General features: G+C 68.2%; 23 protein-coding genes. 4 read left to right on the top strand and 19 right to left on the bottom strand.

The annotated features are described in order from the left end of the window. Positions 1-152: 152 nt before the first annotated feature. The 6 genes from AC1DRE_RS06870 to AC1DRE_RS06845 all read right to left on the bottom strand — a co-directional run bounded on the left by AC1DRE_RS06870 (position 153) and on the right by AC1DRE_RS06845 (position 5,328). Entirely contained in the window at positions 153-962 is an 810-nt protein-coding gene (locus AC1DRE_RS06870; RefSeq protein ID WP_476983926.1) for a glycosyltransferase family 2 protein, read from the bottom strand. After that, positions 959-2,368 carry a PIG-L family deacetylase gene (locus tag AC1DRE_RS06865; protein WP_476983925.1) on the bottom strand — a complete coding sequence of 470 codons (1,410 nt, stop codon included), beginning with the start codon at positions 2,366-2,368 and terminating at the stop codon, positions 959-961. The genes AC1DRE_RS06870 and AC1DRE_RS06865 overlap by 4 nt, the downstream gene beginning before the upstream one ends. After that, a complete protein-coding gene (locus tag AC1DRE_RS06860) occupies positions 2,362-3,432 on the bottom strand; it encodes an acyl-CoA dehydrogenase family protein (protein ID WP_476984147.1) in 1,071 nt (356 codons plus the stop codon). The genes AC1DRE_RS06865 and AC1DRE_RS06860 overlap by 7 nt, the downstream gene beginning before the upstream one ends. A gap of 175 nt (positions 3,433-3,607) precedes the next feature. Then, on the bottom strand, positions 3,608-4,087 hold the full coding sequence (locus AC1DRE_RS06855; RefSeq protein ID WP_476983924.1) for a Dps family protein: 480 nt from the start codon (positions 4,085-4,087) through the stop codon (positions 3,608-3,610). A gap of 122 nt (positions 4,088-4,209) precedes the next feature. Continuing rightward, positions 4,210-4,887, bottom strand: coding sequence for an O-methyltransferase (locus tag AC1DRE_RS06850; protein WP_476983923.1), 678 nt, complete (start codon positions 4,885-4,887; stop codon positions 4,210-4,212). Between the two features lie 87 nt (positions 4,888-4,974). Beyond that, the gene (locus tag AC1DRE_RS06845) at positions 4,975-5,328 is read right to left on the bottom strand and encodes a thiamine-binding protein (protein ID WP_476983922.1); all 354 of its coding nucleotides are present in this window, start codon (positions 5,326-5,328) and stop codon (positions 4,975-4,977) included. Positions 5,329-5,440: 112 nt separating this feature from the next. On the opposite strand from AC1DRE_RS06845, the gene AC1DRE_RS06840 reads away from it, so the two are divergent. Next, a complete protein-coding gene (locus AC1DRE_RS06840; RefSeq protein WP_104173782.1) occupies positions 5,441-6,076 on the top strand; it encodes a TetR/AcrR family transcriptional regulator in 636 nt (211 codons plus the stop codon). Here the strand turns inward: AC1DRE_RS06840 and AC1DRE_RS06835 are convergent. The 7 genes from AC1DRE_RS06835 to AC1DRE_RS06805 form a co-directional block, all read right to left on the bottom strand. Further along, entirely contained in the window at positions 6,059-6,397 is a 339-nt protein-coding gene (locus AC1DRE_RS06835) for a hypothetical protein (protein ID WP_476983921.1), read from the bottom strand. The two genes, AC1DRE_RS06840 and AC1DRE_RS06835, sit on opposite strands and share 18 nt — an antisense overlap. A 13-nt stretch (positions 6,398-6,410) precedes the next feature. Continuing rightward, positions 6,411-7,130, bottom strand: a complete 720-nt coding sequence (locus tag AC1DRE_RS06830; protein WP_476983920.1) for a GAF and ANTAR domain-containing protein — start codon at positions 7,128-7,130, stop codon at positions 6,411-6,413. A 79-nt stretch (positions 7,131-7,209) separates the two neighbouring features. Further along, on the bottom strand, positions 7,210-7,947 hold the full coding sequence (locus AC1DRE_RS06825) for a GAF and ANTAR domain-containing protein (RefSeq protein ID WP_476983919.1): 738 nt from the start codon (positions 7,945-7,947) through the stop codon (positions 7,210-7,212). Positions 7,948-7,961: 14 nt separating this feature from the next. Continuing rightward, a complete protein-coding gene (locus AC1DRE_RS06820; protein ID WP_476983918.1) occupies positions 7,962-8,276 on the bottom strand; it encodes a hypothetical protein in 315 nt (104 codons plus the stop codon). A gap of 120 nt (positions 8,277-8,396) precedes the next feature. Continuing rightward, positions 8,397-8,708, bottom strand: coding sequence for an AzlD domain-containing protein (locus AC1DRE_RS06815; RefSeq protein ID WP_476983917.1), 312 nt, complete (start codon positions 8,706-8,708; stop codon positions 8,397-8,399). Beyond that, the gene (locus tag AC1DRE_RS06810) at positions 8,705-9,487 is read right to left on the bottom strand and encodes an AzlC family ABC transporter permease (protein ID WP_476983916.1); all 783 of its coding nucleotides are present in this window, start codon (positions 9,485-9,487) and stop codon (positions 8,705-8,707) included. The genes AC1DRE_RS06815 and AC1DRE_RS06810 overlap by 4 nt, the downstream gene beginning before the upstream one ends. After that, positions 9,484-9,963, bottom strand: coding sequence for a DoxX family protein (locus tag AC1DRE_RS06805; protein WP_476983915.1), 480 nt, complete (start codon positions 9,961-9,963; stop codon positions 9,484-9,486). Before AC1DRE_RS06805 ends, AC1DRE_RS06810 begins: the two co-directional genes overlap by 4 nt. A gap of 88 nt (positions 9,964-10,051) precedes the next feature. Here AC1DRE_RS06805 and AC1DRE_RS06800 point away from each other — a divergent pair, with 88 nt between their 5' ends. Both AC1DRE_RS06800 and AC1DRE_RS06795 read left to right on the top strand, forming a co-directional pair. Further along, positions 10,052-10,960, top strand: a complete 909-nt coding sequence (locus AC1DRE_RS06800; RefSeq protein ID WP_476983914.1) for an ABC transporter ATP-binding protein — start codon at positions 10,052-10,054, stop codon at positions 10,958-10,960. Beyond that, complete coding sequence (locus tag AC1DRE_RS06795) at positions 10,957-12,594, top strand: ABC transporter permease (RefSeq protein WP_476983913.1); 1,638 nt, start codon at positions 10,957-10,959, stop codon at positions 12,592-12,594. The genes AC1DRE_RS06800 and AC1DRE_RS06795 overlap by 4 nt, the downstream gene beginning before the upstream one ends. A gap of 42 nt (positions 12,595-12,636) precedes the next feature. Here AC1DRE_RS06795 and AC1DRE_RS06790 read toward each other — a convergent pair whose 3' ends face one another. Next, positions 12,637-13,536: a glycerophosphodiester phosphodiesterase gene (locus AC1DRE_RS06790; RefSeq protein WP_476983912.1), complete on the bottom strand. Its 900-nt coding sequence runs from the start codon at positions 13,534-13,536 to the stop codon at positions 12,637-12,639. A gap of 50 nt (positions 13,537-13,586) precedes the next feature. Between AC1DRE_RS06790 and AC1DRE_RS06785 the strand changes: the two genes are divergently transcribed. Beyond that, positions 13,587-14,927, top strand: a complete 1,341-nt coding sequence (locus AC1DRE_RS06785) for a DUF445 domain-containing protein (protein WP_476983911.1) — start codon at positions 13,587-13,589, stop codon at positions 14,925-14,927. Between the two features lie 9 nt (positions 14,928-14,936). Here AC1DRE_RS06785 and AC1DRE_RS06780 read toward each other — a convergent pair whose 3' ends face one another. From AC1DRE_RS06780 to AC1DRE_RS06760, 5 genes are read right to left on the bottom strand one after another with little or no spacing between them, the layout of a single operon-like run. Further along, on the bottom strand, positions 14,937-16,163 hold the full coding sequence (locus tag AC1DRE_RS06780) for an MFS transporter (RefSeq protein ID WP_476983910.1): 1,227 nt from the start codon (positions 16,161-16,163) through the stop codon (positions 14,937-14,939). 37 nt (positions 16,164-16,200) lie between these two features. Next, entirely contained in the window at positions 16,201-17,046 is an 846-nt protein-coding gene (gene narI / locus AC1DRE_RS06775; protein ID WP_476983909.1) for a respiratory nitrate reductase subunit gamma, read from the bottom strand. A gap of 2 nt (positions 17,047-17,048) precedes the next feature. Next, the gene (narJ, locus tag AC1DRE_RS06770; protein ID WP_476983908.1) at positions 17,049-17,669 is read right to left on the bottom strand and encodes a nitrate reductase molybdenum cofactor assembly chaperone; all 621 of its coding nucleotides are present in this window, start codon (positions 17,667-17,669) and stop codon (positions 17,049-17,051) included. Then, positions 17,666-19,357, bottom strand: a complete 1,692-nt coding sequence (gene narH, locus AC1DRE_RS06765; protein WP_476983907.1) for a nitrate reductase subunit beta — start codon at positions 19,355-19,357, stop codon at positions 17,666-17,668. Before narH ends, narJ begins: the two co-directional genes overlap by 4 nt. Beyond that, the gene (locus AC1DRE_RS06760) at positions 19,357-23,067 is read right to left on the bottom strand and encodes a nitrate reductase subunit alpha (protein WP_476983906.1); all 3,711 of its coding nucleotides are present in this window, start codon (positions 23,065-23,067) and stop codon (positions 19,357-19,359) included. Before AC1DRE_RS06760 ends, narH begins: the two co-directional genes overlap by 1 nt. Positions 23,068-23,125 lie beyond the last annotated feature (58 nt).

The raw sequence follows: 23,125 nt of genomic DNA, 5'->3' as shown, positions 1-23,125 counted from the left end.
GCGATCAGCGGCAGCGCACCAGCTCCGGAGCCGGCGCCCGGGATCACGGCTGCGGCCCGCTGTTCACGGGCAGCGCCAGGCAGGCGAAACCACGGCCATGATGGGAAACCCCATGGATCGAGGATGCGGTCTGGAAGTTCAGGCTCCTAGGGTCAAAGGTCACCACTGCCCTGGTCCAGTACGGGCAGGTCCAGCACCGGCAGGTCCAGCGCCAGTGCCCGGAGGTAGGCGGCGAACCCCTGCGGTGCGCGGGCATGCGTGCGCCCGGACGTCAGAACCCGGATCGTGTCGGTTGCCACCACAGCGAAGGCGCGCCGGCGCAGCCTTTCCACCAGGGCCCGGTCCTCGTGCACGTGCAGCCTGGGAAATCCGCCGGCGGCCAGGTAGCAGGACGCCCGGACGCCAAAGTTGGCGCCGTAGATGTGCGGGTGGTCCTCCAGGAACGGGTGCCGCTCCAGCCAACGGCGAAGAATCACCGGGTCCATACCGGCGGGATCAGGTTCCACGGAACCCAGAACGGCGTCCGCCCCGGCATCGGCCAGTTCCACCTGGCGCAGCAGCCAGTTCTCCGGCACCGCGGAGTCGGCGTCGGTGTTGGCCAGCCACATGCGGCTTGTCTCGGCATCCGCGGAGGCCAGCGCGGCCCTGGCCCCGGCCGCGCGGCTCGACCCGGTGCTGCGCAGCCGGACGTCAACGGCCGCAAAGCGCGCATCGGAAAGGACGTACGCTGCAGTGATTTCCGCGGAACGGTCCGTGCAGCTGTCCAGTACCACCGTGACGGTGACCCGCACGCCGGGATGTTCCCGCTGCAGCGCGTCGGCGGCGGCCCGCAGCGAGGCCAGGGCCCGGCCGATGTGCTGGTCCTCGTTATGGGCCGGCACCACCACCGCCACCCGGCTGATGCCCTCCCCGGCAGCTGGCAGTGGTGATGCCTGCGGAGAGTCCTGCACGGGCCCGGTCATTCCAGCGGGCTTCCGGGGCCGTGGCCGGGATCCCCGGCCACGGCCTGGCCCTTCTCCGGGGCCACGAACGTTTCCAGGACGAAGTCCTTCTCGCGGTAAAAGCCCCTGGTGGGCCAGCGGAGCTGCCGGCGTGCCATGGCGTGGACCGCGTCGCCATCGAGTTCCCAGCCTGCGACCGGGTGCCGCCAGTGGCAGAGGACCAGCGTTCCTCCGGGGTTCGTCGAGGCTTCCACCAGGGTGAACAGTTCGGCCAGTTCGCCGGGCGCCAGGTAATAGCCCACCTCCGATACTGCCACCAGGTCGAACGTGCCCCCGGGCCACTGCTGCGGAACGGTGAGGTGGAGGGTCTGCGCGGACGCATGGCCGGACAGCCGTTCCGCGGCCCGGACCAGGGCGGCGCTGCTCGCGTCAACCGCCACGAACTCCCTGCAGCGGGCAGCGAGCTCCACGCTGAGCGTCCCGATGGAACAGCCGATTTCCAGCCCGGCACCGTATTCGGGCTCAGGCAGGATGGCGAGGGTGAGCGCCCGTTTGCGCCGTTCATACCAGCTGCTGGCGTAGCTCCACGGGTCGGCGCTTTCGCCGTGCACGGCGTCGAAGATCCGCTCGGCGTCACCGGCGCTGTTAGTTCCGCCCGCGGGTCCGTGCCAGGCGAACGTTTCCCAGGGCCGGGAAAAGTGTTCCAGGAAGGCCCCGGAAAGGAGCGCCTCGTCGCCGGGCTGGCCGGACAGCGGTTGTGTCTGCGAGGCGTGGGCGCGCAGGGCCGCGGCTTTGGCCCGCTGCTCGTCCGGCGTCAGCGGCACCCGGACCCATGACTGCCAGGCCTTGTCCGCAGGCGACGCCCACAGCCAGTACCAGACAGGGTATTCCAGCAGTCCGTGGCCATCTTCCGCCGCCACTTCCGCGGCCACCGATCCCACGGCGTCGTGGTCCGCGTGGCCGTCGGCGCGGTAGGGTGCCACGATGGCCACCTGGTTCGCCGGGCGCCCTGAAGCGGCGATCGCCTCCCGCACGGCCTCGGCGATCCGGTGACGGTCGGCGGCAAGCTGCCCGTCCGCGAGGTGCAGGAACCGCCAGGAAGCGGGCGGTACCAATCCGGACACGGCCGCCCCGAACTCACCGAGCCTGACGGCGGCAAGCTGTTCCGGCGTCGTCGTCCGCGACTCCGGGTGTGATGCCTCCCCCGCAGTGCACAGCAGGACGTCCACTGCCGCGCCGGCAGCGTGCAGCCGGGATAGGAATCCGCCGGCGCCCAGGGTTTCATCGTCCGGATGCGCCGCCAGCACAATGAAGGCCATAGCCGCGAGTTCGCCCGCATCGAGGGGAAGCTCCGGGAGGACGGCCAGTCCGCTGGCCTCCCACTCAGACTCGGCCGTGCCGGCATCCGTGTGCGAGAAGGTCACCATGACCGGTCCCCTTTCAGTGTCAGGGCGCCCAGCTGGGCGTCGTCCCGCATCGCATGGTGCTGGCGGATGTAGAGCGACAGGTCCGCCATGCGCTTTCCGTACGCTTCGTTGAAGGCCAGGGGGCCCGGCCCCAGGTTCTGCGCCACCAGGGCCTGGACGCGTTCGACGGCGGCGGCAACTGTCCCGCGGACGCGCAGGGCTTCGCTCCACGCACCGGAGCCGGACAGTCCGCCGGAGTCGATCCGGTCCGCCGTCCGCGCAAGGTAGCCGGAAAGGGAGGTGATGATCCTGTCAGTTTCGCCCAGATGGGCCAGCGCGATCTGGTCCGGTTCCCGCCCCTTGTCCGAGGCGGCCGCCAGCGCGGAGCTGAAGTCGCGTGCCAGGGCCACGGCCCCGCCAAACCAGCAGGCCGCAACTCCCATGCCGCCCCAGGCGAAACCCGGACGCCGGAAGTACCACCCCGGTCCACCCACCGGAACGGCGCTGACCCCGTCGAAGTGCACCGTGCCGCTGGGGATTTCGCGCAGGCCCCGGCTGGTCCACTGCGGGGTCTCGCAGGAAACCCCGGGGGCGTGCAGGCTGACCGCGAAGGCCGCCCTGCCGCCGGACTCCGTTCCCGCGGTTGTTCCCGCGGTGGTTCCCGCGGTGGTTCCCGCGCTGCCGCCGCCTCCGCGGGCAATATGCGCGGTCACGACGGCGCCGTCCAGTTGGGCAGCGAGCGAGCACCACGGTTTGGAACCGTTCAGGACGTACCTCCCGGTGCCGTCCACCACTGCCTCGAGCCGCAGCCCCGGGCCCTCGGCGGCAAAAACGCCCCAGGCTGCGTCCGCAGCTTCAGGCACCAGGGCACCGGCCTGGGACAGAACGGCCACGGCGTCAAGGTGCGGTTCGAGCACCCGGCCGGACGCCACGTCCACGGCGGCCACCGATGCCAGCAGTTCCCACAGCCGGGCGGTGCTGCCCTCGCCCGGCCGGGCCGCTGTCCGCCCGATGTCCCGCGCCAGGGCCAGCAGCGCCGGGACATCCCCTACGGCTTCGCGCACTGAACCCAGCAACGGTGCCATCGCGCCGAGCTGGTCCGGCGTGGAACTGATCCGCACCGCCTGCGGTCCCCGCACCGCCTGCGGTCCCGCCGGAACGTCGCTCCCGCCCGCTAGTCCGCCGTCCGGGCCATGCCTGCCGGAATCAGGCCTGCCGGAATCATGCCTGTCGGAACCCATTCCGCTTGCCGTTGCGGTTTCAGTCTTCGTCCGGAGCCGTGACGGGGGCCGCCGGAGTCATCGTTTCGGCGTTCACCATCCAAGCCAACTGCTCCAGCCGGGCAATCCCGGCGTGAAGGAGGTCGGCGCTGGTGGGATCTTCCTCGTCAACCTCGTCGTGGACGTCGCGCATGGTCTTCACGGTACGCTCCAGCCGTGCCGTGATCAGCTTGACCGCGTCCTTGGTGGACGTGAGTCCCTCGGGGAACTGTGCCAGCCGGGTGTCCGAGGACACCGTGGTGCTGCGGCCGTCGGGCAGTGCGTGCAGGGCGCGCATGCGCTCGGCCGTCTCGTCCGCAAACAGGCGGACACTGGTGACGATTTCGTCGAGCTGGAGATGGAGGTCGCGGAAGTTGGTTCCCACGATGTTCCAGTGCGCCTGTTTGCCCTGGACGTGAAGTTCGATCAGGTCCGTGAGGACCATCTGGAGATTGGTGGCAAGGGTCGGTGAAGCCTTCATGTCTTCCTCACTGCAGGCGAAGCGGGACGGGTCCGTCCGGCATGAGCTTATTCTAAGCATACTTACCATCTGGAGGAGTCCGCTTCTCCCTGGGCGGAAACTGCCGGCGCCCCTCCGGGACTTCAGCGCACCACGGCGAGCGCGAAGCCGTCCCAGCCCTTTGAGCCCACGGTCTGCATGACGGTCCCGTCAAGGCGCGGATCCTCCCCCATCATTTCCAGGGCGGTGATGATTCCGGGCGCGTTGATCTCGTCCATGGACGGATCGAGGAGCGCGCCCTCCCACACCACGTTGTCCATCACGATGGCGGTGCCCGGGCGGCCCAGCCTGACGGCCCAGTCGAGGTACTGCGGGTTGTTTTCCTTGTCCGCATCAATGAACACAAAATCGAAGGGTCCGCGGCCGTCATCCAGAAGCTGCGGGAGCGTGTCCAGCGCGGCTCCCACGCGGATGTCCACTTTGTGCCCGACGCCCGCAGCGTCAACGTTCGTGCGTGCCACCCGGGCATGTTTGGGGAGGTATTCGCACGTGACCAGCTCGCCGTCGTCGGGCAGTCCCTGTGCCATCCAGATGGTGCTGAAGCCGGCCAGCGTGCCGATCTCCAGGACCCGCCGGGCGCCTGACAGCTGCACGAGCAGCTTGAGCAGCTTCCCGGCGTTGGGCGCCACTTCGATGGGGGGCATCCCGGCCTCGAGGGCGGACGCTACCGCCCGCTTGAGCGGGCTGCCGGGGCGGACCACGACGTCGGACAGGAACTCTTCGACGGCCACCCACTGGGGTTCTGGCTTGTGCTCAATCATGGGCCCAGTCTGGCAGTTGCCGCTCCTCCGTGGGAAGCATCACGGAAGCTCCCTCGCACGGCAGCACGGGAGCGGTAACCGGCTGTACTAGCCCGGGACGTTGGTGATGGCGTTTTCCAGCCGCTCCACTTTGCCGGTGAGTTCACCGGAATACCCCGGGCGGATGTCGGCCTTGATGACCAGCGAGACGCGGCTGCCGAAGCGGCCCACGGCTTCAGTTGCCTGTTTGACGACGGCGAACACTTCGTCCCACTCACCCTCGATGGTGGTGAACATGGAATCCGTGTGGTTGGGCAGTCCGGAGTCCCGGACGATTTTGACGGCGGCAGCGACGGCGTCGTGAACGGAAGCGTCAGCGGATGCGCCGCTGGCCGGGACGGCCGAATCCCCGGCCGGGTGGGCGGGCTGACCGGACGGTGCAACTGAGAAGGCTAGCAACATGGACCCAGTCTGCCACAGCGGAAATGGTCGATACATACGTCACATACGCGTACATTCGCCGCTACCAATCAGTAACCCGGGCGCTCGGCCGCAGCGTTGCTAACCTTGAAAAATGAACCTCGCAGTGGAACGCAAGCCCCTCCGTGCGGATGCTGCGCGCAACGTGGACAAGATCATTACGTCCGCACGCAAGTGCTTCCGCGAGTACGGCCCGGAAGTGCCGCTGCAGACCATCGCCGTCACAGCCGGCGTTGGACCCGCCACCCTCTTCCGGAACTTCGCGGACAAGGAGCAGCTGGTACTCGCCGCGCTCAACCGTCAGCTCCGCCTGATGGTGGACCCGGTGATCGACGACGCCCTGGCCGGACCTGACGCCGCCGCGGGACTCTTCCGCGTGATCGATGCGCTGATGGCGGCCGCCAGCGAGGATGCCAACCTGCTCGGAGCCGTCGCCGGCCGCCGCGGCCTGCTGACCGGAATCACCGGCAGCCTCTTTGAGTCCGTGGCCGTCCTGCTGGGACGCGGCCAGGGTCAGGGAACCCTGCGCACCGACATCTCCATGACCGACGTGATCCGCCTGCTGGCCATGCTGATCGGAGTGGTGGACACCATGGAACCCGGGTCGGACGCCTGGCGGCGTCCCGTGGCGCTGGTGGAGGACGCCATCCGCACCGAACGGCCGCACCGGGCTTTGCCTCCCCAGTCGCCGCTGCCCGGGACGGCATTCGATTCAGTCGTCCTGCCCTGATTCATCCTCCGGCCGGTCCGTGTCTTCGTGCTGCCGGTCCTCGTGCACCCGGCCGGCGTCTTCTGAGCCGCGGCTGTAAGGCGCCCTGCCGTCGGGTGCATTGATCTCGTCCAGCCGCTCATTCAGGGCATGGGCCAGGATGTCCCGCTGCAGGGACGGCAGCGCGATGGCACCGTGGATGTACGCCTCGACCTCAAACTGTCCTGCGATGCCGCCGATGCTGAAATACCTCAGCCACAGTTCTTCAATCCCCAACTCGGCATTCCGGAGCATCTCTTCGAACCGAAGCCGCTGCTCATCCTCGTCCTTGCCCAGTGCCAAAGCGCACCCCCGCTCACCGCGGCTGCCGGGTGGAGGACACCAGTTGGACGGAGACGTCGCGCAGCGGCTTCCTCGCACGCCGTGACTCCATCAGGAGGTCCTGCATGGCCGCGTCCTCATCCAGGCCGTGCCGGGCCATCAGGATTCCCTTGGCAACGGCGATGATTTCGCGGTGCGCGAGGGCATCACGAAGGTCCTCGCTGATGGTCCGGGCGCTCTCCCGGGCCTGCACATTGATCAGGAAGATGGTTGCCTGGGCCGCGAAGAGTTCCAGCAGGCGCACCGTGTTGTGGTCGAAACTGTTCTCGCGGCGGGCATAGAGTTTCACTGCGCCGAGGGCGGATCCTCCGGCGAGCAGCGGCGCACTAACGGAGGCGCGCAGCCCCAGTTCGGCGGCAGCACCGGCCCACTCCGGCCAGCGCTGATCGTTCACGGCGTCGTTGACCAGCACCGGTTCGCCGCTGGCCCAGGCCAGGATGCACGGCCCCTGGCCAAGCTCGTACTGGCGCGAGTCGGCAAGCTGGACCAACGGCTTGGATGCACTTGCCGTGTGCTTGCGTCCGTCCGCGTCGATCAGCGTGACGCCCGCTCCCGCGGCACCGGGTACGGCAACTTCCGCGGCAGCAGTAATCAGTTCGAGGGCCCTGGACACTGTCTCGTCCGTCAGCAGGAGCTCCGACGCCCGGGCAAAAATGGCCGCCAGCTCATCTGCCAGGGGAAGTTTCACCGCCATGGATGCACCGGTTCCACTGCTGTTGCCGCCCTTCGCGCGTCGACTGGACCTCTAACAAGCATATCCGCAGGGACGTCGGTCATCCCTCGAAATGGGTGGTGTCCGCCGCCGTTTCGAATTTTCGCAGCAGCTCGTCTGCCACCACCCGGAGCTTGACGTTGCGGTTGCCGGAAACCTTGCTCAGGATGGAGAACGCCTCGGCCTGCGAGCAGCGGCTCTGACCCATCACGATGCCGGAGGCGAGATTGATGTTTGTCCGGGACTTCATGGCTTCGAGGAGGTCCTCGTTGAGGTCCCTGGACGCTCCAATCCGGACGGCCAGCCGCACGGCCTTACCGGCCCGGGAGGCGAACGCCTCGCAGATCACGATTGCCTCCTCGTCAAAGGCCTCCGCCTCCGGCGCGAAGAAGCTCATCGCGGCCGTGGATCCCGGGTCCAGCACCAAAGGCACAGCCAGGATGCTGAGCCGGCGGGACCTTGTCACGGCCCGGCTGTACCGCGGCCAGAGGGTGTCGCACCTGGTATCCGGAAGGGACACGGTTAGCCCAGAGTCAAGGGCCGCCAGGGACGGGCTTTGACCGGTGGTCTTTTGGATTTCGTCGAGAAGCCTCGTCTCGGAGCCGCTGCCTGCGGCAGTCAGGGACCGCCTGTCACGCAACAGCGTAACGGCGCACAGCATAGGGAGCCCGGTGGCCTTCCCGATGAAGCGCGCCGAGAACACCGCCAGCTCGTGGAGGAAGCCGGGCACATCGGTGCTGTCCAGGACCAGGTCCTGCAAGTGTTCGGCCAGGTACGGACCCAGCCGGACGTCCCTCATAATTACGCTGGCCGCTAGTCGGCCGGCCTCTCCCCGGGCTCCGGCGCGGCGTCCCCGGCTGGAGAAGCCGCCGCTTCCGCGTCGCCGCGGGCGTCCTCGCCGTGTGATTCATCCTTGGCGGCTGATTCCTTCAAATGGGCCTGCACGTGGGCCTCGTGCAGCTGATCCGCTTCCTGCAGGTGCTGCTGGAGCTTCTCCTCAGCGTCCCTGCGGCGACGGGACATCTCGCGCATCTCACGGGTGGATTCGGACCCGGCCGAGGGCACATAGGGCCTTGTTTGAGGGTCTTTGTTGGCAGCAGGAACTACGGGCGCTTGTTCTTCGCTCATGTTCGAATCCTCCCACAGCAGGTTCAACGCGACTAGGGCCTAATGGCCGTCGCCAGCCTGGCCGGCCCCCGCTGCGGCGGAGCGCAGCGTTGATTCCGGGTCCGCCACCTATGCCCGGAATCAGCTCCAGCCCAGCAGCCGCAGCCCGGCGGCCGCTCCCGCCCCGGCCAGGACCACCACAAGGAACGGTGCCCGGAACCACAAGGCGATTCCTGCCGCGGCCAGGGCGCCCATCCGGGCGTCGAAGGCCAGCGCCTGGCCGGATGCCACCGCGTTCACGATGGTGAGAGAAGCCAGCAGGCCGATGGTCATGGTGCCCGCGATCCGGGACATCCGCGGGTTGCGAAGCAGGCTGGCCGGGACCAGATAGCCCAGGAGTTTCCAGGCGTAGCCAAGGAGGCAGGCAAGCAACAGCCACATCCAAAGGCTCATTTTGCGTCATCTCCCGAACGGGGAACACCGGGGCGGGGATGACTCAGATGGGGATTGCTGTGCGGGTGATGGTGCTCGGCATAGGGGTCCACATCGGGCTCCAGGCCCTCGTCGCTGCGGCCGTGGCTGAACCAGCCGATCGCGGCCGCCACCACCGCGGCGATCAGGATGGGAACGCCGCCCGGCACCAACGGCACGGCGAGGACGGTGGCCAGCGCGCACACCACAGCGATGGCCACCGGCTCGCGGCCTTTGAGCCGTGGCCACAACAGGCCGAGGAAGGCAGCCACCGCAGCGCCGTCGAGCCCCCACTGCTTGGGGTCCCCCAACGCGCTGCCCGCAAGCGCCCCGACAGCGGTGAACACGTTCCAGAGCACGAAGATGCCGATCCCCGCGGTCCAGAACCCCCGCTTCTGCTCGTCAGGATCGGTCTGCCCGGTGCTCGTGGCGGTTGATTCGTCGATGGTGACGTGGGCGGCGGCAAACTTGCGCCACCCGCGCGGCTGCAGCAGCGCGTTCAGCTGCATGCCGTAGATGCCGTTGCGCATGCCCAGGAGCGTGGCAGCGCCCATGGCAGCGGCCCCCGACCCGCCGCCGGCCACCACGCCGATGAACGCGAACTGCGAACCGCCGCTGAAGAGAAGCAGGCTCAGCGCCATGGTCTGCCAGAAATCCAGCCCGGACGTGACGCCGAGCGCCCCGAACGATACCCCGTACAGCCCGGTGGCGATGCTGATGGAGAGCCCTACGCGCACGGCCGGGGACTGCAGCAGCTTCATGGCCGCAGGCCGGTAACACGTCCGGCGGCAGGCCACCTCAGGGCGGGCTTCCGCAGGCTCCAGGCCCAGAGGATCAGTGGGACCTGCAGCGGGAACCGCGCGGTGTGCACCTTCCGCTGCCCGGGCGTTCCGGCCGGACCGTAGGCGCGGCGCAGGGCATCGGCATGTCCGGCAAGGAACACCGTGAACATCGCGGCGACGGCGCCCGCGGCGGTTTTGCGGGTGGCCGGAATCAGGAGTCCGACGGCGGCGACCGCCTCAAGCAGGCCGCTGAGCGCCACCCATTCATCGCGGGTCATCACGGCGAACGGGCCGTTGGGCCGGTCGCCGGAGTCGTCACGGCACAGGAAATCGGGAACCACCTGATGGAAGAAGGCGGGGTCGCGGAAATGCTTCATGGCGCTGGTCAGCAGCAGGGCGCTCATGGCAGCCGCTGAGAGTCTCTGTGTGGCCCGGGCGGACCAGGTGAATGGCATGGATCCATGCAACCACAGCCGCGGACACCCCGGTAAACGGGACTTTCCGCCCGTGTCAGGAGCCACAGCGCGGCGTAGCTTGTTGACTATGAGCAGCGTGGTGGAAATGACCGGCGTCGTCAAGCGCTTTGGAACGGTAACTGCCCTCGACGGGCTCGACTTCAACGTGGCGGCGGGCGAGGTTCACGGCTTCCTGGGTCCCAACGGGTCCGGCAAGTCCACCACGCTGCGGCTTCTGCTCGGCATGCTGCGTGCCAGCTCGGGCTCGATCCGGGTGCTGGGCCTGGATCCCTGGCACGATGTCGCCGCACTGCACCGCCGGCTGGCGTACGTGCCCGGGGACGTTGCCCTGTGGCCGAACCTGACCGGCGGGGAGGTGATCGACCTGCTGGGGCGCCTCCAGGGCGGACAGGACCGCGGCCGGCGGGACCGGCTGCTGCAGACCTTCGACCTCGACCCCACCAAGAAGTCGCGCACGTATTCCAAGGGCAACCGGCAAAAAGTTGCCCTGGTGGCCGCCCTGGCCACCGACGCCGAGCTCTTCCTCCTGGACGAGCCCACCAGCGGGCTGGACCCGTTGATGGAAGACGCCTTCCGCGGGTGCGTGCGTGAGCTGCGGGCGCAGGGCCGCACGGTCCTGCTGAGCAGCCACATTCTGAGTGAGGCCGAAGCGCTTTCGGACAGGGTCAGCATCATCCGCGCCGGCCGGGTGGTGGAGTCCGGGCCGCTCGAGCAGCTGCGGCACCTGACCCGGACGTCGGTCACGGCCGACGTCGCGCGCGTGCCGGCCGGCCTGGATCTCCTGCCCGGCGTCCACGACGTCGTGGTGTCGGACCACCGTGTGAGCGCCCAGGTGGACCCCGCGGCACTGGGCCCGTTCCTGCAGGCCGTGACGGCCGCGGGACTGCACGCCCTGACCAGCCAGCCGCCCACGCTGGAGGATCTGTTCCTGCGCCACTACGGCCCGGCCGGATCGCTCGAATCGGCACGGCGATGACCCGCACCGCCGAAGCCCGCACCAAGACGACCCGTACCTCCACCACCGGCACGCTGGCCGGCACCGGTGTTATGGTCCGGCTCGCGCTTCGGCAGGACCGCTGGATGCTGCCGCTGTGGATCCTGGGCTTCGCCATCATTGCCTACTCGACCGCGGCGGCCGGCGCCGGGCTGTACCCGGACGAGCCCAGCCGGGTGGCAGCCGCCACCGCGCTGAACGCCACGGCGTCCATGGTGGCGCTGTTCGGGCGGATCTACGATCCTGCCTCGCTCGGTGCCCTTTCGCTCATCAAATACACCGCTTTCATGACAGCCATCCTGGCCGTGCTCATGGTCATCCTCACCATCCGGCACACACGGGGGGACGAAGAAAGCGGGCGGCTGGAACTCCTCGGCGGCGGACGGCTGGGACGGGACGCACCGCTGGTGTCCGCGCTGGCCATCAGCTTTGCAACCAGCATCCTCACCGGGCTGCTCTCGGCGGCCGCGCTTGCCGTCGGCGGCCTGCCCGCCAGCGGGTCACTGGCCTTCGGGCTGGGCTGGGCCGCCACCGGGATGGCCTACAGCACCGTGGCAGCTGTGGCGGCGCAGGTGACGGCAAGCGCCCGGGCGGCCACCGGGTCCAGCATCGGGGTCATTGCCGTGACCTACGGGCTGCGCGCGGTGGGCGACCTCGCCGAACCCGGCCCCTCGGTCTGGTCCTGGCTCTCGCCCATCGGGTGGAACCAGCAGATCCGGGCCTACGCCGGCGACCACTGGTGGGTCCTTTCGTTGCCGCTGGCCCTCTGCGCAGCCCTTGTCCCTGTTGCGTTTTTCCTGCGGGCCCGCCGCGACCTCGGCGCCGGACTGCGTGATGAGCGGCCCGGCCCGGCGCGCGGAAAGCTCTCCGGTGTCCTGGGCCTCGCCGTGCGCCTGCAGTACCGCGTCCTGGCGGCGTGGGGAGTGGCGTTTGTCCTCTTCGGGGTGGTGATCGGCTCGCTCGTCGGCACCGTGGCCGATTTCCTGACGTCGCCGGGCGCCCAGGACCTGATGCGGGCGCTGGGCGGCCCGCAGGCCCTCACCGACGCGTTCCTCGCAGCCGAGATCAGCATCATGGGGGTCCTCGCGGCGGCCTACGGCATCTCCGCCGCCAACCATCTCCGCAGCGAGGAATCGGCCGGGCATACCGAGGCCCTGCTGGGCACCGCCGCCACCCGCATCCGCTGGGCGGGCAGCCACTACGCCGTGGCCCTGGCCGGCGTTGGGCTGCTGCAACTGCTGACCGGAGTCTCCATCGGAATCGGAGCCGCGTCCGCCGTCAACGACGCCGGACTGGTGGCCCGGTGCACAGTGGCGGCCCTGGCCCAGATTCCGGCGGCGTGGGTGCTGACCAGTGCGGCCCTGGCGGTGTTCGGCTGGGTACCCCGGATGACAGCGGCCGTCTGGGTGCTCCTGCTGGGACTCATTGCACTGGGTGAATTCGGCGTGCTCTGGAATGCCCCGGAATGGCTGATGGACCTCTCGCCGTTCCGGCATACCCCGCTGCTCCCGGTGGATGCGGAGGGAATTCCGGCGCTGGTGGCCCTCACGGCGGCGGCGGCACTGCTCGGCGCACTGGGTTTCGCGGGATGGCGGCGGCGCGACCTTGCCGCCTGACGCTGCGGCGGCGCAGGATGAACGGTGCGGAGGCGCAGGCCGTCAGCTGACGGGGTGGCTACTTTCCGAGAGCTGGGCCAGCACCTGCGCCGGCCGGTTGGTGGTGATCTCGTGGATTCCCAGCTCCTGGCACAGCTGCACGTCCTGTTCCGAGTCCACGGTCCACACCCTGAACCTGCGGCCGGATTCCAGCCATCGCCGGACGGCACGGGCGTGCCGGCGGACATAGTCGATGCCCGGTCCGGCCAGCCTGACTTCGCAGTCGTCCAGGATCCGTTCGCCTTCCACCTGTGCCGCCCGCATGACGTTCGCTACGGCCCCGCCCGTGATGAGGCCCAGGCCCAGTTCCTCGCGGACTTCGTCCACGGTGATGTCATCCACCAGCTGGCAGATGGACTCGGTGGGAACGGTCGCGAGCAGGTGCTTCACGGAGTCCGGGCTGAAGCTCATGAAGGAGACACTGACGTTGTCCACCTTGGACGTCTGCGGATCCCAGCCCTCGGAGGCGAGCACCTCGAGCACCCGGTCCTCCAGCGCCAGCAGGTAAGGGCTGGGATGCTTGAGTTCAATGGCGAGCCCGATTTCCCGGCCCGCCGCCCGGAGGATGTCCAGCAGATCCGGCAGCGTCAGCAGCTGATCAGACTTTCCGCCGTACTCGAGCGGTATCCGGGCGCCCTTCCACGAGGAAAAATCCAGCTGCCGCAGTTCATCGAGGGTCCGGTCGGCCACGGGGCCGGTTCCGTCCGAGGTGCGGTCCAGGTTCGCGTCGTGTAGCAGGACAACGTGCTGGTCCCGGCTGAGGTGGACGTCGCATTCCACCCCGTCGGCGCCGTCCGCAAGGGCCTGGAGGTAAGCAGCCCGGGTGTGCTCCGCGAAGGCGGCGCTGGAACCGCGGTGGGCGTAGACCAGCGGCCGGGTGGAGGCGGACTCGTCGGTAGTCATGGTGACACGTTAGCGGAGACCCGCCACGGATGCGGGGCTAGGCTGGGCACATGCAGGTGAACAGTGAACAAACCACCCGTCCCGCTGCAACGCGCCCGGCGCATGCGGGCCCGCCCGCTAGTGGTGCCGCCGTCGTCGATCCCGGGCTGGGCGGTGACGCCGAAAAAGCAGCTGCGCTGCGAAAGATGAAGCTGCTGGCGCTGGGACTGCTGATCGTGATGGCAGTGATTTTCGTCTTTGCCTTCGCCCTGCAGAAGCAGTACCCGTGGCTGGAGTATGTGCGGGCCGCGGCGGAGGGCGGCATGGTGGGCGCCCTGGCGGACTGGTTCGCCGTGACGGCCCTGTTCAAGTACCCCATGGGCATCAGGATCCCGCATACCGCCATCATCCCGCGCCGCAAGGACCAGATCGGCGCGTCGCTGGGCGAGTTCGTGGAGACCAATTTCCTGTCCGAACAGGTGGTCCAGGAAAAGCTCGCCTCCGTGGACATCGCCCGGAAGGTGGGCGCCTGGCTGTCCGGTCCCGGCGGTCCCGAGCGCGTGGCCAGGGAAGGTGCCGCCGTGATCCGCGGCGCGTTCAAGGTGTTGAACGACGACGATGTCCAGGCAGTGATTGAAAGCATGGTCCGCAAGCACCTGCTCACTCCGCCGTGGGGGCCGCCGGTGGGCAGGCTCGCCGAGCGGATCTTCGCCGACGGGCACCATCACACCCTGGTGGACCTGCTGGTGGACCGGACCGTGGACTGGGTCCGGGACAACCACGAGACGGTCAGCAGGCTGGTTTCGGACCGGTCCCCGCAGTGGGTTCCGCAGTTCGTGGACGGCCTCGTGGGAGACAAGGTCTACGTCGAAATCCTCAAGTTCACCAAGGCCGTGCAGGCCGATCCGCAGCACCAGGTCCGGCAGTCCATCGACACCTACCTCACCTCGCTGGCGCAAGACCTGCAACATGACCCCGTGATGATCGCCCGGGCCGAAGGCATCAAGGCGCAGGTGCTGGGCGACCCCGAGGTCCGCGAACTGGCATCCCGCACCTGGGGCACCATCAAGGCGGCGCTGCTCGGTGCCGTCGACGATCCGCACAGCGAACTCACCCTTAAGTTCAAGGCGGCCGTGCATGACTTCGGCACCCGGCTTGTGGTGGACCCCGAACTGGCAGGCAAGGTCAACGCGTGGATCGGGGACGCCGCCGGCTACCTCGTGAAGACCTACCGCTCGGACATCGCCGGCGTCATTACGGAGACCGTGGCCCGCTGGGATGCCGAGGAGACCTCACGGAAGATTGAGCTGCAGGTGGGCAAGGACCTGCAGTTCATCCGGATCAACGGCACGGTGGTGGGCGCCCTGGCCGGCCTGGCCATTTTCGCGGTGGCGCACCTGGCTTTCGGCTAACCGGAACAGCTACACCGGCACGGTCTGTGCCTTGGTCCGTCCCCGCACCGCGAACACCGTGAACGCCAGCGCCACGAGCGCAGTGACCACAAGCAGAAGCAACCCGATCGAATAACTGTGCGACGCGGCGTCGTACGTTGCGCCCATGACCAGCGGCGGGAAGTAGCCGCCCAGGCCCCCGGCTGCACTGACCACTCCGCTGATGCTGCCCACCTTGCCTGGCGGGGCCAGGACGCCGACCCAGGCGAAAACGCCGCCCGCACCCAGCCCCAGGGCCGCCGCCATGGCGACGAACGTCAGGCCGGCGGGGACTTCGCCGTCGGGCTGCAGGTTCACTACCCAGGCGAGCACCGCGACGCCGGCGAGCGAGGCGACGACGACGGGTTTGGGGCCCACCTTGTCCGCGAGCACACCGCCGACTGGCCGGGCAAGCACCGCGGCGAGGGCGAACCCGGCTGTGCGGGCGCCGGCTCCAGCGGGGTCGAAGCTGTAAACATCCCGCAGGTAGGTGGGCAGGTAGGTGGCGAAGGAAACGAAGCCGCCGAAGACGACGGCGTACAGGAAACACATCTTCCACGTGACCGGGGTGCGGGCCGCGACGATGAGCTTAGGCAGCACGGGGTCGTTATTACGGCTCCAGCCCGGAGACTCTTCCATGAGGAACCAGATGAGCGCAGCCATTACGGCCAGGAGCCCGGCGATCAGCACGTGCGCCTGAAAGTAGCCGATCCAATTAACGAGGCGTGGGTTGAGGAAAGCAGCGAGCGCCGTCCCGCCCATGCCCGCGCCGAAGACCCCTGTGGCGAAGCCGCGCCGGGACGGCTCGTACCAGGCGCTGACAAAGGGGATCCCGACGGCGAAGACGGTTCCGGCGACCCCCAGCAGCAGGCCGGCGCCCAGCACCACCGCGAAGGAACTCAGGGTGCCCCCGAGTGCCACGAGGAGGATCGGGAGGATGGTGGCCAGGAGGACAAACGTGAACATGGCGCGGCCGCCGTACCTGTCCGTCAGCGTTCCGACGACGATCCGCCCCAGTGATCCGACGAACACCGGCATGGCGACGAGCACGCCGGTTGTGGCCGGGTTGAGCTGGAGGTTCAGCGTGTAGAACGAGCCCAACGTGGCCACGGAGTTCCACGCCCAGAAGCACACCACCGAGGCTGAGGTGGCGAGCACCAGGTTGAGGGTCCGGCCGGCGGGGGCGGCGGATACGGACGGGGATGCTGCTCCGGCCACGGTGTGCTCCTCTCTTGTTCTCTAATCCCGGTGCGGCTCAGCGGTTCCGGGTGTCCCGGTCACGCGTCCCGACCGCGGACCAGCCGCGGCGCGCCGCCGTCCCTGAGGTCCGCGGGCCAGAGGCGCCGGCGCGTCTCCCAGTGCGGTCCCTGTCCCGGTCCCTGTCCCGGGAGCGGTAGACGATATACGGCCGGAAGAGGTAATGCAGCGGCGCCGTGAAGGCGTGGACCAGCCGGGTAAAGGGCCAGATGACGAACAATGCCATGCCCACAAGGGTGTGCAGGTGGAAGGAGAACGGCGCCGCTGCCATGGCCGCGATGTCCGGCTGGAAGATGAAGAGGGAGCGGAACCACGGGGCCACCGTTTCGCGGTAGTTGTGGCCGTGCTCGCCTTCGAAAACGCTGGCCAGCGTGGTCCACAGGCCGAACACGATCGCGGCGGTCAGCACCACGTACATGGTCTTGTCGTTCTTGGTGGTGGCCATGAACACCGGCCCGGTGGTGCGGCGGCGGTAGATCAGCAGGAGGATCCCGCCGAGGGTCCCGACGCCGGCGACCCCGCCCACAAGCAATGCGTTGAGATGGTAGAACTCCTGGCTCATCCCCACGGCCTGGGTCCAGGCCATCGGGATGACAAGGCCGAAGAAATGCCCGGCAATCACGGCAAGCAGGCCGAAGTGGAACAGCGGGGAGGCGATCCGCAGCAGCCGGGATTCGTAGAGTTGCGAGGACCGGGTGGTCCAGCCGAACTGGTCGTACTTGTAGCGCCACACCAGTCCGCCTACGAGGACCACCACCATGACGTACGGCAGGGCTCCCCAGAGCAGGATGTCCAATGAGGAGATTTCGACGGCGGATCCGGGCTCGGCTTCGAATGCCGGCATGGTCAGGCCCCCTTCACGGGCAGCAGGCGCGGATCGTACGGGTCCAGCCCAACGGCCTCGGTAGGCGGCCCGTAGCCGGCCATCCGCATGACGGCCTGCTCGTCCGCCGGGGACTTCCCCGGAAGCGTGGCGCAGATGGCCTGCAGGATACGAGCATGCGGGAGCTCGTCCCGGAGCAGCCCGAAGCGGAGCATCTCCAGGCTCGCCCGGAAACGGGTCAGCAACCCGCGGCCGGCCGCGAGGTCCACCACGGCGGCATACTCCAGGACCATCGGCAGGTAGTCGGGCAGTTCCCCGTGGGTGTCCACCAGAATGTCGCTTTGCCGGTACGTCTTCTTGAAGTTGCCCAGTACTTCGCCGCGGCGCCGGGTGTCCCCGTCCGTCCAATAGCTCAGGTGCAGGGCGTGGCGCTTGCCGAGGTCGAATTCGCGGACGTAGTGGGCCTGCACCTCCATGAGGGGCGTGGATTCCAGCAGGTCCAGCACCCCGGCGAAGTCAGCGCCGGCTCCGGGAAACTCTCCCAGTGCGTCCCGCATGAGCGGCACCCTGCCGATCAGTTCCTCGTCCGGGTAGGACAGGCACCAGGCCGCCGCAAGGTAAACCACCTGCTGGCGCCGGCTCACGGCTGCTCCCCCGCCGTATGTTTTTCCGGGAAAGGCGCTTTTTCCGGGAACAGCCCCGGAGGCGCGCCGGTGCCGTCCCAGTTGAGCAGGTTCACCCGGCCGCGCAGGGTTGTTTCGCTGGGAGCCTCGCCTGAGGTTTGGCGGTCCTTCAGGGCGTTGAAGGTTTCCACCGCCACCGGAACGGGCTTGCCGCTGGCTTCTCCGAACGGCGAGGAATCCTGCATGCCCGGGCCGCCGTCGAAGTCCAGCGAGCAGCCCATCTCCTCGAGGTCATGGGCCTGCTCCACGTGGGCCTTGGGGATGACGTAGCGCTCCTCGTATTTGGCGATCGCCATCAGCCGGTACATCTCGTACATCGTCTGCCCGTCCATGCCCACGGCTTCCGGGATGGAGTCGTCGGGGTCGTTGCCCATACTGATGCCACGCATGTAGGAGCGCATGGCCGCGAGTTTCTTCAGCACTGCAGTGACCCTGTCGGCGTCCCCTGCCGTGAAGAGCTCCGCCAGGTACTCCACCGGGATGCGCAGCGCGTCGATGGCGCCGAAGAGGTTGCCGGCGTCCTCGCCGTCGTGCCCCTGGTCGCGCAGCAGGTCCACCACGGGTGAGAGCGGCGGCACGTACCAGACCATCGGCATGGTCCGGTATTCGGGGTGCAGCGGCAGGGCCACCTTGTACACCTTTGCCAGGGCGTAGACCGGCGAGCGCCGGGCGGCATCGATCCAGTCCTCGGGGATGCCCTCGGCCCGGGCTTCGGCCAGGACGGCGGGATCGTTCGGGTCCAGCAACACGTCCATCTGGGCGTCGTAGAGTTCCTGGGGGTCCGTGACGGACGCCGCGGCGGTGACGGCGTCGGCGTCGTACAGGAACAACCCCAGGTACCGCAGCCGGCCCACGCAGGTCTCCGAGCAGACCGTCGGCAGCCCCACTTCGACCCGCGGGTAGCAGAAGGTGCACTTCTCGGCCTTGCCGGTCTTGTGGTTGAAGTAGATTTTCTTGTACGGGCAGCCGGTGACGCACTGGCGCCAGCCGCGGCACTTGTCCTGGTCCACCAGGACAATCCCGTCCTCCACCCGCTTGTAGATGGCACCGGACGGGCAGGAAGCCATGCAGGACGGGTTCAGGCAGTGCTCGCAGATCCGCGGGAGATAGAACATAAAGGTCTGCTCGTACGCGAATTTGATTTTGTCCTCGGACTCGCGGCGGACCTTCTCCACGATCGGGTCCAGGTGGCCGTATTCGGTGGCTCCGCCCAGGTCGTCGTCCCAGTTCGCGGACCAGGTGATCTTGGTGTCCTCGCCGGTGATCAGGGACTTGGGCCGTGCCACCGGGAAATCGTCGCCCAGCGGCGCGTCCACGAGGGTCTTGTAGTCGTAGGTCCACGGTTCGTAGTAGTCCTTGAGCTCGGGCTGGACCGGGCTGGCGAAGATCCCCAGCAGCTTCTTCACCCGGCCGCCGGCCTTGAGCACCAGCTTGCCGCGCTTGTTCAGCTCCCAGCCGCCCTGCCACTTCTCCTGGTCCTCGTAGCGGCGCGGGTAGCCCTGCCCGGGCCGGGTTTCGACGTTGTTGAACCAGACGTATTCGGTGCCCGCACGGTTGGTCCAGGCCTGCTTGCAGGTCACGGAGCAGGTGTGGCAACCGATGCATTTGTCCAGGTTCATGACCATGCCCATTTGAGCCATGACACGCATCAGTACTGCACCTCCTGTGAACGACGTCGGACGGTGGCAACCATGTCGCGCTGGTTTCCGGTGGGGCCAAGGTAGTTGAACGCGTAGGCCAGCTGGGCGTAGCCCCCGATCAGGTGCGAGGGTTTGACCAGCAGCCGGGTCACGGAGTTGTGGATGCCGCCGCGCCTTCCCGTGGCCTCGGACTTCGGCACATCGATGGTGCGCTCCTGCGCGTGGTGGACGTAGACCACGCCGGCCGGCATCCGGTGGCTGACAATCGCCCGGGCCACCAGGACCCCGTTGATGTTCACGCATTCCACCCAGTCGTTGTCCCTGACCTGGATGGCGGCCGCGTCGGCAGGGCTCATCCAGACCGTGGGTCCGCCGCGGGACAGCGAGAGCATCAGCAGGTTGTCCTGGTATTCGGAATGGATGGACCACTTGGAGTGCGGCGTCAGGTACCTGACCACCACCTCCATGGCCCCGTCCTGACCCAGTTTGGGTTCCCCGAACAGCCGGTGCATGTCCAGGGGCGGCCGGTAGATCGGCAGGGCCTCGCCGATGTCGATCATCCAGTCGTGGTCCAGGAAGAAGTGCATCCGCCCGGTCAGCGTGTGCCAGGGCTTGAGCCGTTCCACGTTGATGGTGAACGGTGCATAGCGCCGGCCGCCTGTCTCGGAGCCGGACCATTCCGGCGAAGTGATCACAGGGACCGGGCCGGCCTGCGTCTGGGCGAAGGTGATGAATTTTTCCTCGGAGCCCTCCGACAGGTCCGCGAGTTTCCGTCCGGTGCGGATTTCCAGGTCCTTGAAGCCCTGCACCGACAGCGCGCCGTTGGTGGTGCCGGAGAAAGCCAGGATGGCCTCGGCCATTTTCGCGTCGGTGTCGATCGCGGGGCGGCCGTCCGCGGCGCCGCCGAACATCACGCCGTTGGAGCGGCTGAGCCGCTCCAACGGGCCGGCGAGTTTGTACGTGACGTTCTTGACCGTGAAACCGAGCTTGTCGGCCAGCGGCCCGACGGCGGCGAGCTTGTCAGCGATGGCCGTGTAGTCCCGCTCCACCACGGAAAAGACGGGCATGTTCTGCCCGGGCACGGCGGGAATGTCCGTGTTACGCCAGTCCCGCACGATCCCGCCGGGCTGGGCCAGTTGGCCCGGGGTGTCGTGCTGCAGCGGCACGCTGACCAGGTCCCGGCGCACACCCAGGTGGGTTTTGGCCATCCGGGAGAACTCCTCGGCCAGCAGATGGAACATGTCGAAATCCGTCTTGGTCTCCCAGGGCGGATCGATCGCAGGAGTGAAGGCGTGCACGAACGGATGCATGTCGGTGGAGGACAGGTCGTGCTTCTCGTACCAGGTGGCGGCCGGGAACACGACGTCGGAGAGCAGCGTGGTGGAGGTCATCCGAAAGTCGGCTGACACCAGCAGGTCCAGTTTTCCTTCCGGCGCCTGCTCGTGCCACTTCACGTCCCGGGGCTTGAGCCCTTCGGCGTGGTCCTTGCCCAGGACGTTGTTGTGGGTGCCCAGCAGGTTGCGGAGGAAGTACTCGTTGCCCTTGGCCGAGGACCCGAACAGGTTGGAACGCCACAGCACCAGCGTCCGCGGCCAGTTCTCCGGGGCATCCACGTCCTCGATCGCCGGGGTCAGGGTGCGGTTCTTGAGCGCGTCCGCGATGTAGCCCGGGGTGTCCTTCGCGGTGCCGGCGGCGACGGCGGCCTCCGCCTCGTCCGCGAGGTCCAGGGGGTTCCGGTCGAACTGCGGATAGAACGGCATCCAGCCGAGCCGCGCGGACTGGGCCAGCGCGTCCGCGGTGTGCATGCCGTCCAGGGCTCCGGTGGAGAGCGGGGATTTGAGCGCGTCCGCGGAGTAGCCGTCCTGGCGCCACTGATCCGTGTGCATGTACCAGTAACCGGTGCCGATCATGGTCCGCGGCGGCCGGGACCAGTCCAGGGCATTCGCCAGGGACACCCAGCCGGTGGCGGGGCGCGTTTTTTCCTGGCCAACGTAGTGCGCCCAGCCGCCGCCGTTGCGGCCCATGCAGCCGGTCAGCATCACCAAGGCCAGCACCGCCCGGTAGGTCGCGTCGCCATGGAACCACTGGCAGATCCCGGCGCCCATGATGATCATGGACCGGCCCTTGGACTCTTCGGCGTTGCGGGCGAACTCGCGGGCCACCCGGATGCAGGCCTGCGCCGGGACGGACGTGATCTCCTCCTGCCACGCCGGAGTGTAGGGCGTCGAGGCATCCTCGTAGCCCGCTGCCCACTCCCCCGGGAGCCCTTCGCGGCCGACGCCGTACTGGGCCAGCATCAGGTCGAACACGGTGGTGACCAGCTGGCCCCCGACCTCGAGGACCGGCACTCCGCGCCTCAGTACGCTGCCGGCCCCGTTGGCGTCCTCGAAGCATGGCAGCAGGATCTCGGCGCTTTCCCCGGAGACCTCGCCCAGTGACAGTGCGGGCTCGATCCCCTCGAGGTCCAGGTTCCATTTGCCCTCGCCGCTGCCGGAGTAGCGGAAGCCCATGGAGCCGTTGGGCACCGCGGGGAGGCCGGTCTTCTTGTCGAACAGCACGGTGCGGAACGCAGCGTCCTCGGCCCCGGACTCGGCGGGGAGGTCCTTGGCGGTGAGGAACTTCGACGGCGTGAGGGTGCCGTCGTCGCGCGGTTCGAGCCGGACCAGGAACGGCAGGTCCGTGTACTGGCGGACGTAGTCGGAGAAGAACGGGACGTCGCGGTCCACGAAGAATTCCTTGAGCATGACGTGGCCCATCGCCATGGCCAGCGCAGCGTCCGTCCCGGCCTGGGCGGGGAGCCATTCGTCGGCGAACTTCGTGTTGTCCGCATAGTCCGGGCTGACCGTGACCACCTTGGTGCCGCGGTACCGCACCTCGGCCATCCAGTGTGCGTCCGGGGTCCGCGTGACCGGGACGTTGGAGCCCCACATCATGAGGTAGCCCGCGTCCCACCAATCACCGGATTCCGGGACGTCGGTCTGGTCCCCGAACACCTGCGGGCTGGCGACGGGAAGGTCCGCGTACCAGTCGTAGAAGGACGTCATCACCCCGCCGATCAGCTGGATGAAGCGGGTCCCGACGGCGTGCGACACCATGGACATCGCGGGGATGGGCGAGAAGCCGGCGCAGCGGTCCGGGCCGTAGGTCTTGATCGTGTTCACGTGGGCGGCGGCCGCGATCTCGATGGCCTCCTGCCACGAGACCCGCACCAGGCCGCCCTTGCCGCGGGCCTGCTGGTAGCGGCGGCGGCGCTCCGGGTCAGCCGCTATCTCCGCGAAGGCGAGCACCGGGTCGCCCAGCCTGGCCTTGGCCTCCCGGTACATCTCGACGAGGACGCCGCGGGCGTACGGAAAGCGGACGCGGGTGGGCGAGTAGGTGTACCAGGAGAAGGCCGCGCCGCGCGGGCAGCCCCTGGGTTCGTACTCCGGGCTGTCCGGGCCAACAGACGGGTAGTCGGTCTGCTGGGACTCCCACGTGATGATGCCGTCCTTGACGTACACCTTCCAGGAGCACGAGCCGGTGCAGTTCACCCCGTGCGTGGAGCGGACCACCTTGTCGTGGCTCCAGCGGTCGCGGTAGAAGATGTCGCCCTTGCGGCCGCCCTCCCGGAACACAGCCCTGCCGTCGTCGGTCTGGTCCCATTTCGTGAAGAATCGGCCCAGCTTCAACATTGCATCTGATGCGGGTCCATCTAACCCCGCATGGGGTCCGGAAGCCATGCCTTCCAGCTTCGTTGCGCGTTCGGGCCGGGGATAGGGCCGAACGGCACTGGCACCG

The organism is Arthrobacter sp. P4_H3, assembly GCF_056400885.1.
The sequence above is the reverse complement of the archived record's forward strand: the minus strand, read 5'-3'. Positions and strand labels throughout refer to the sequence as shown.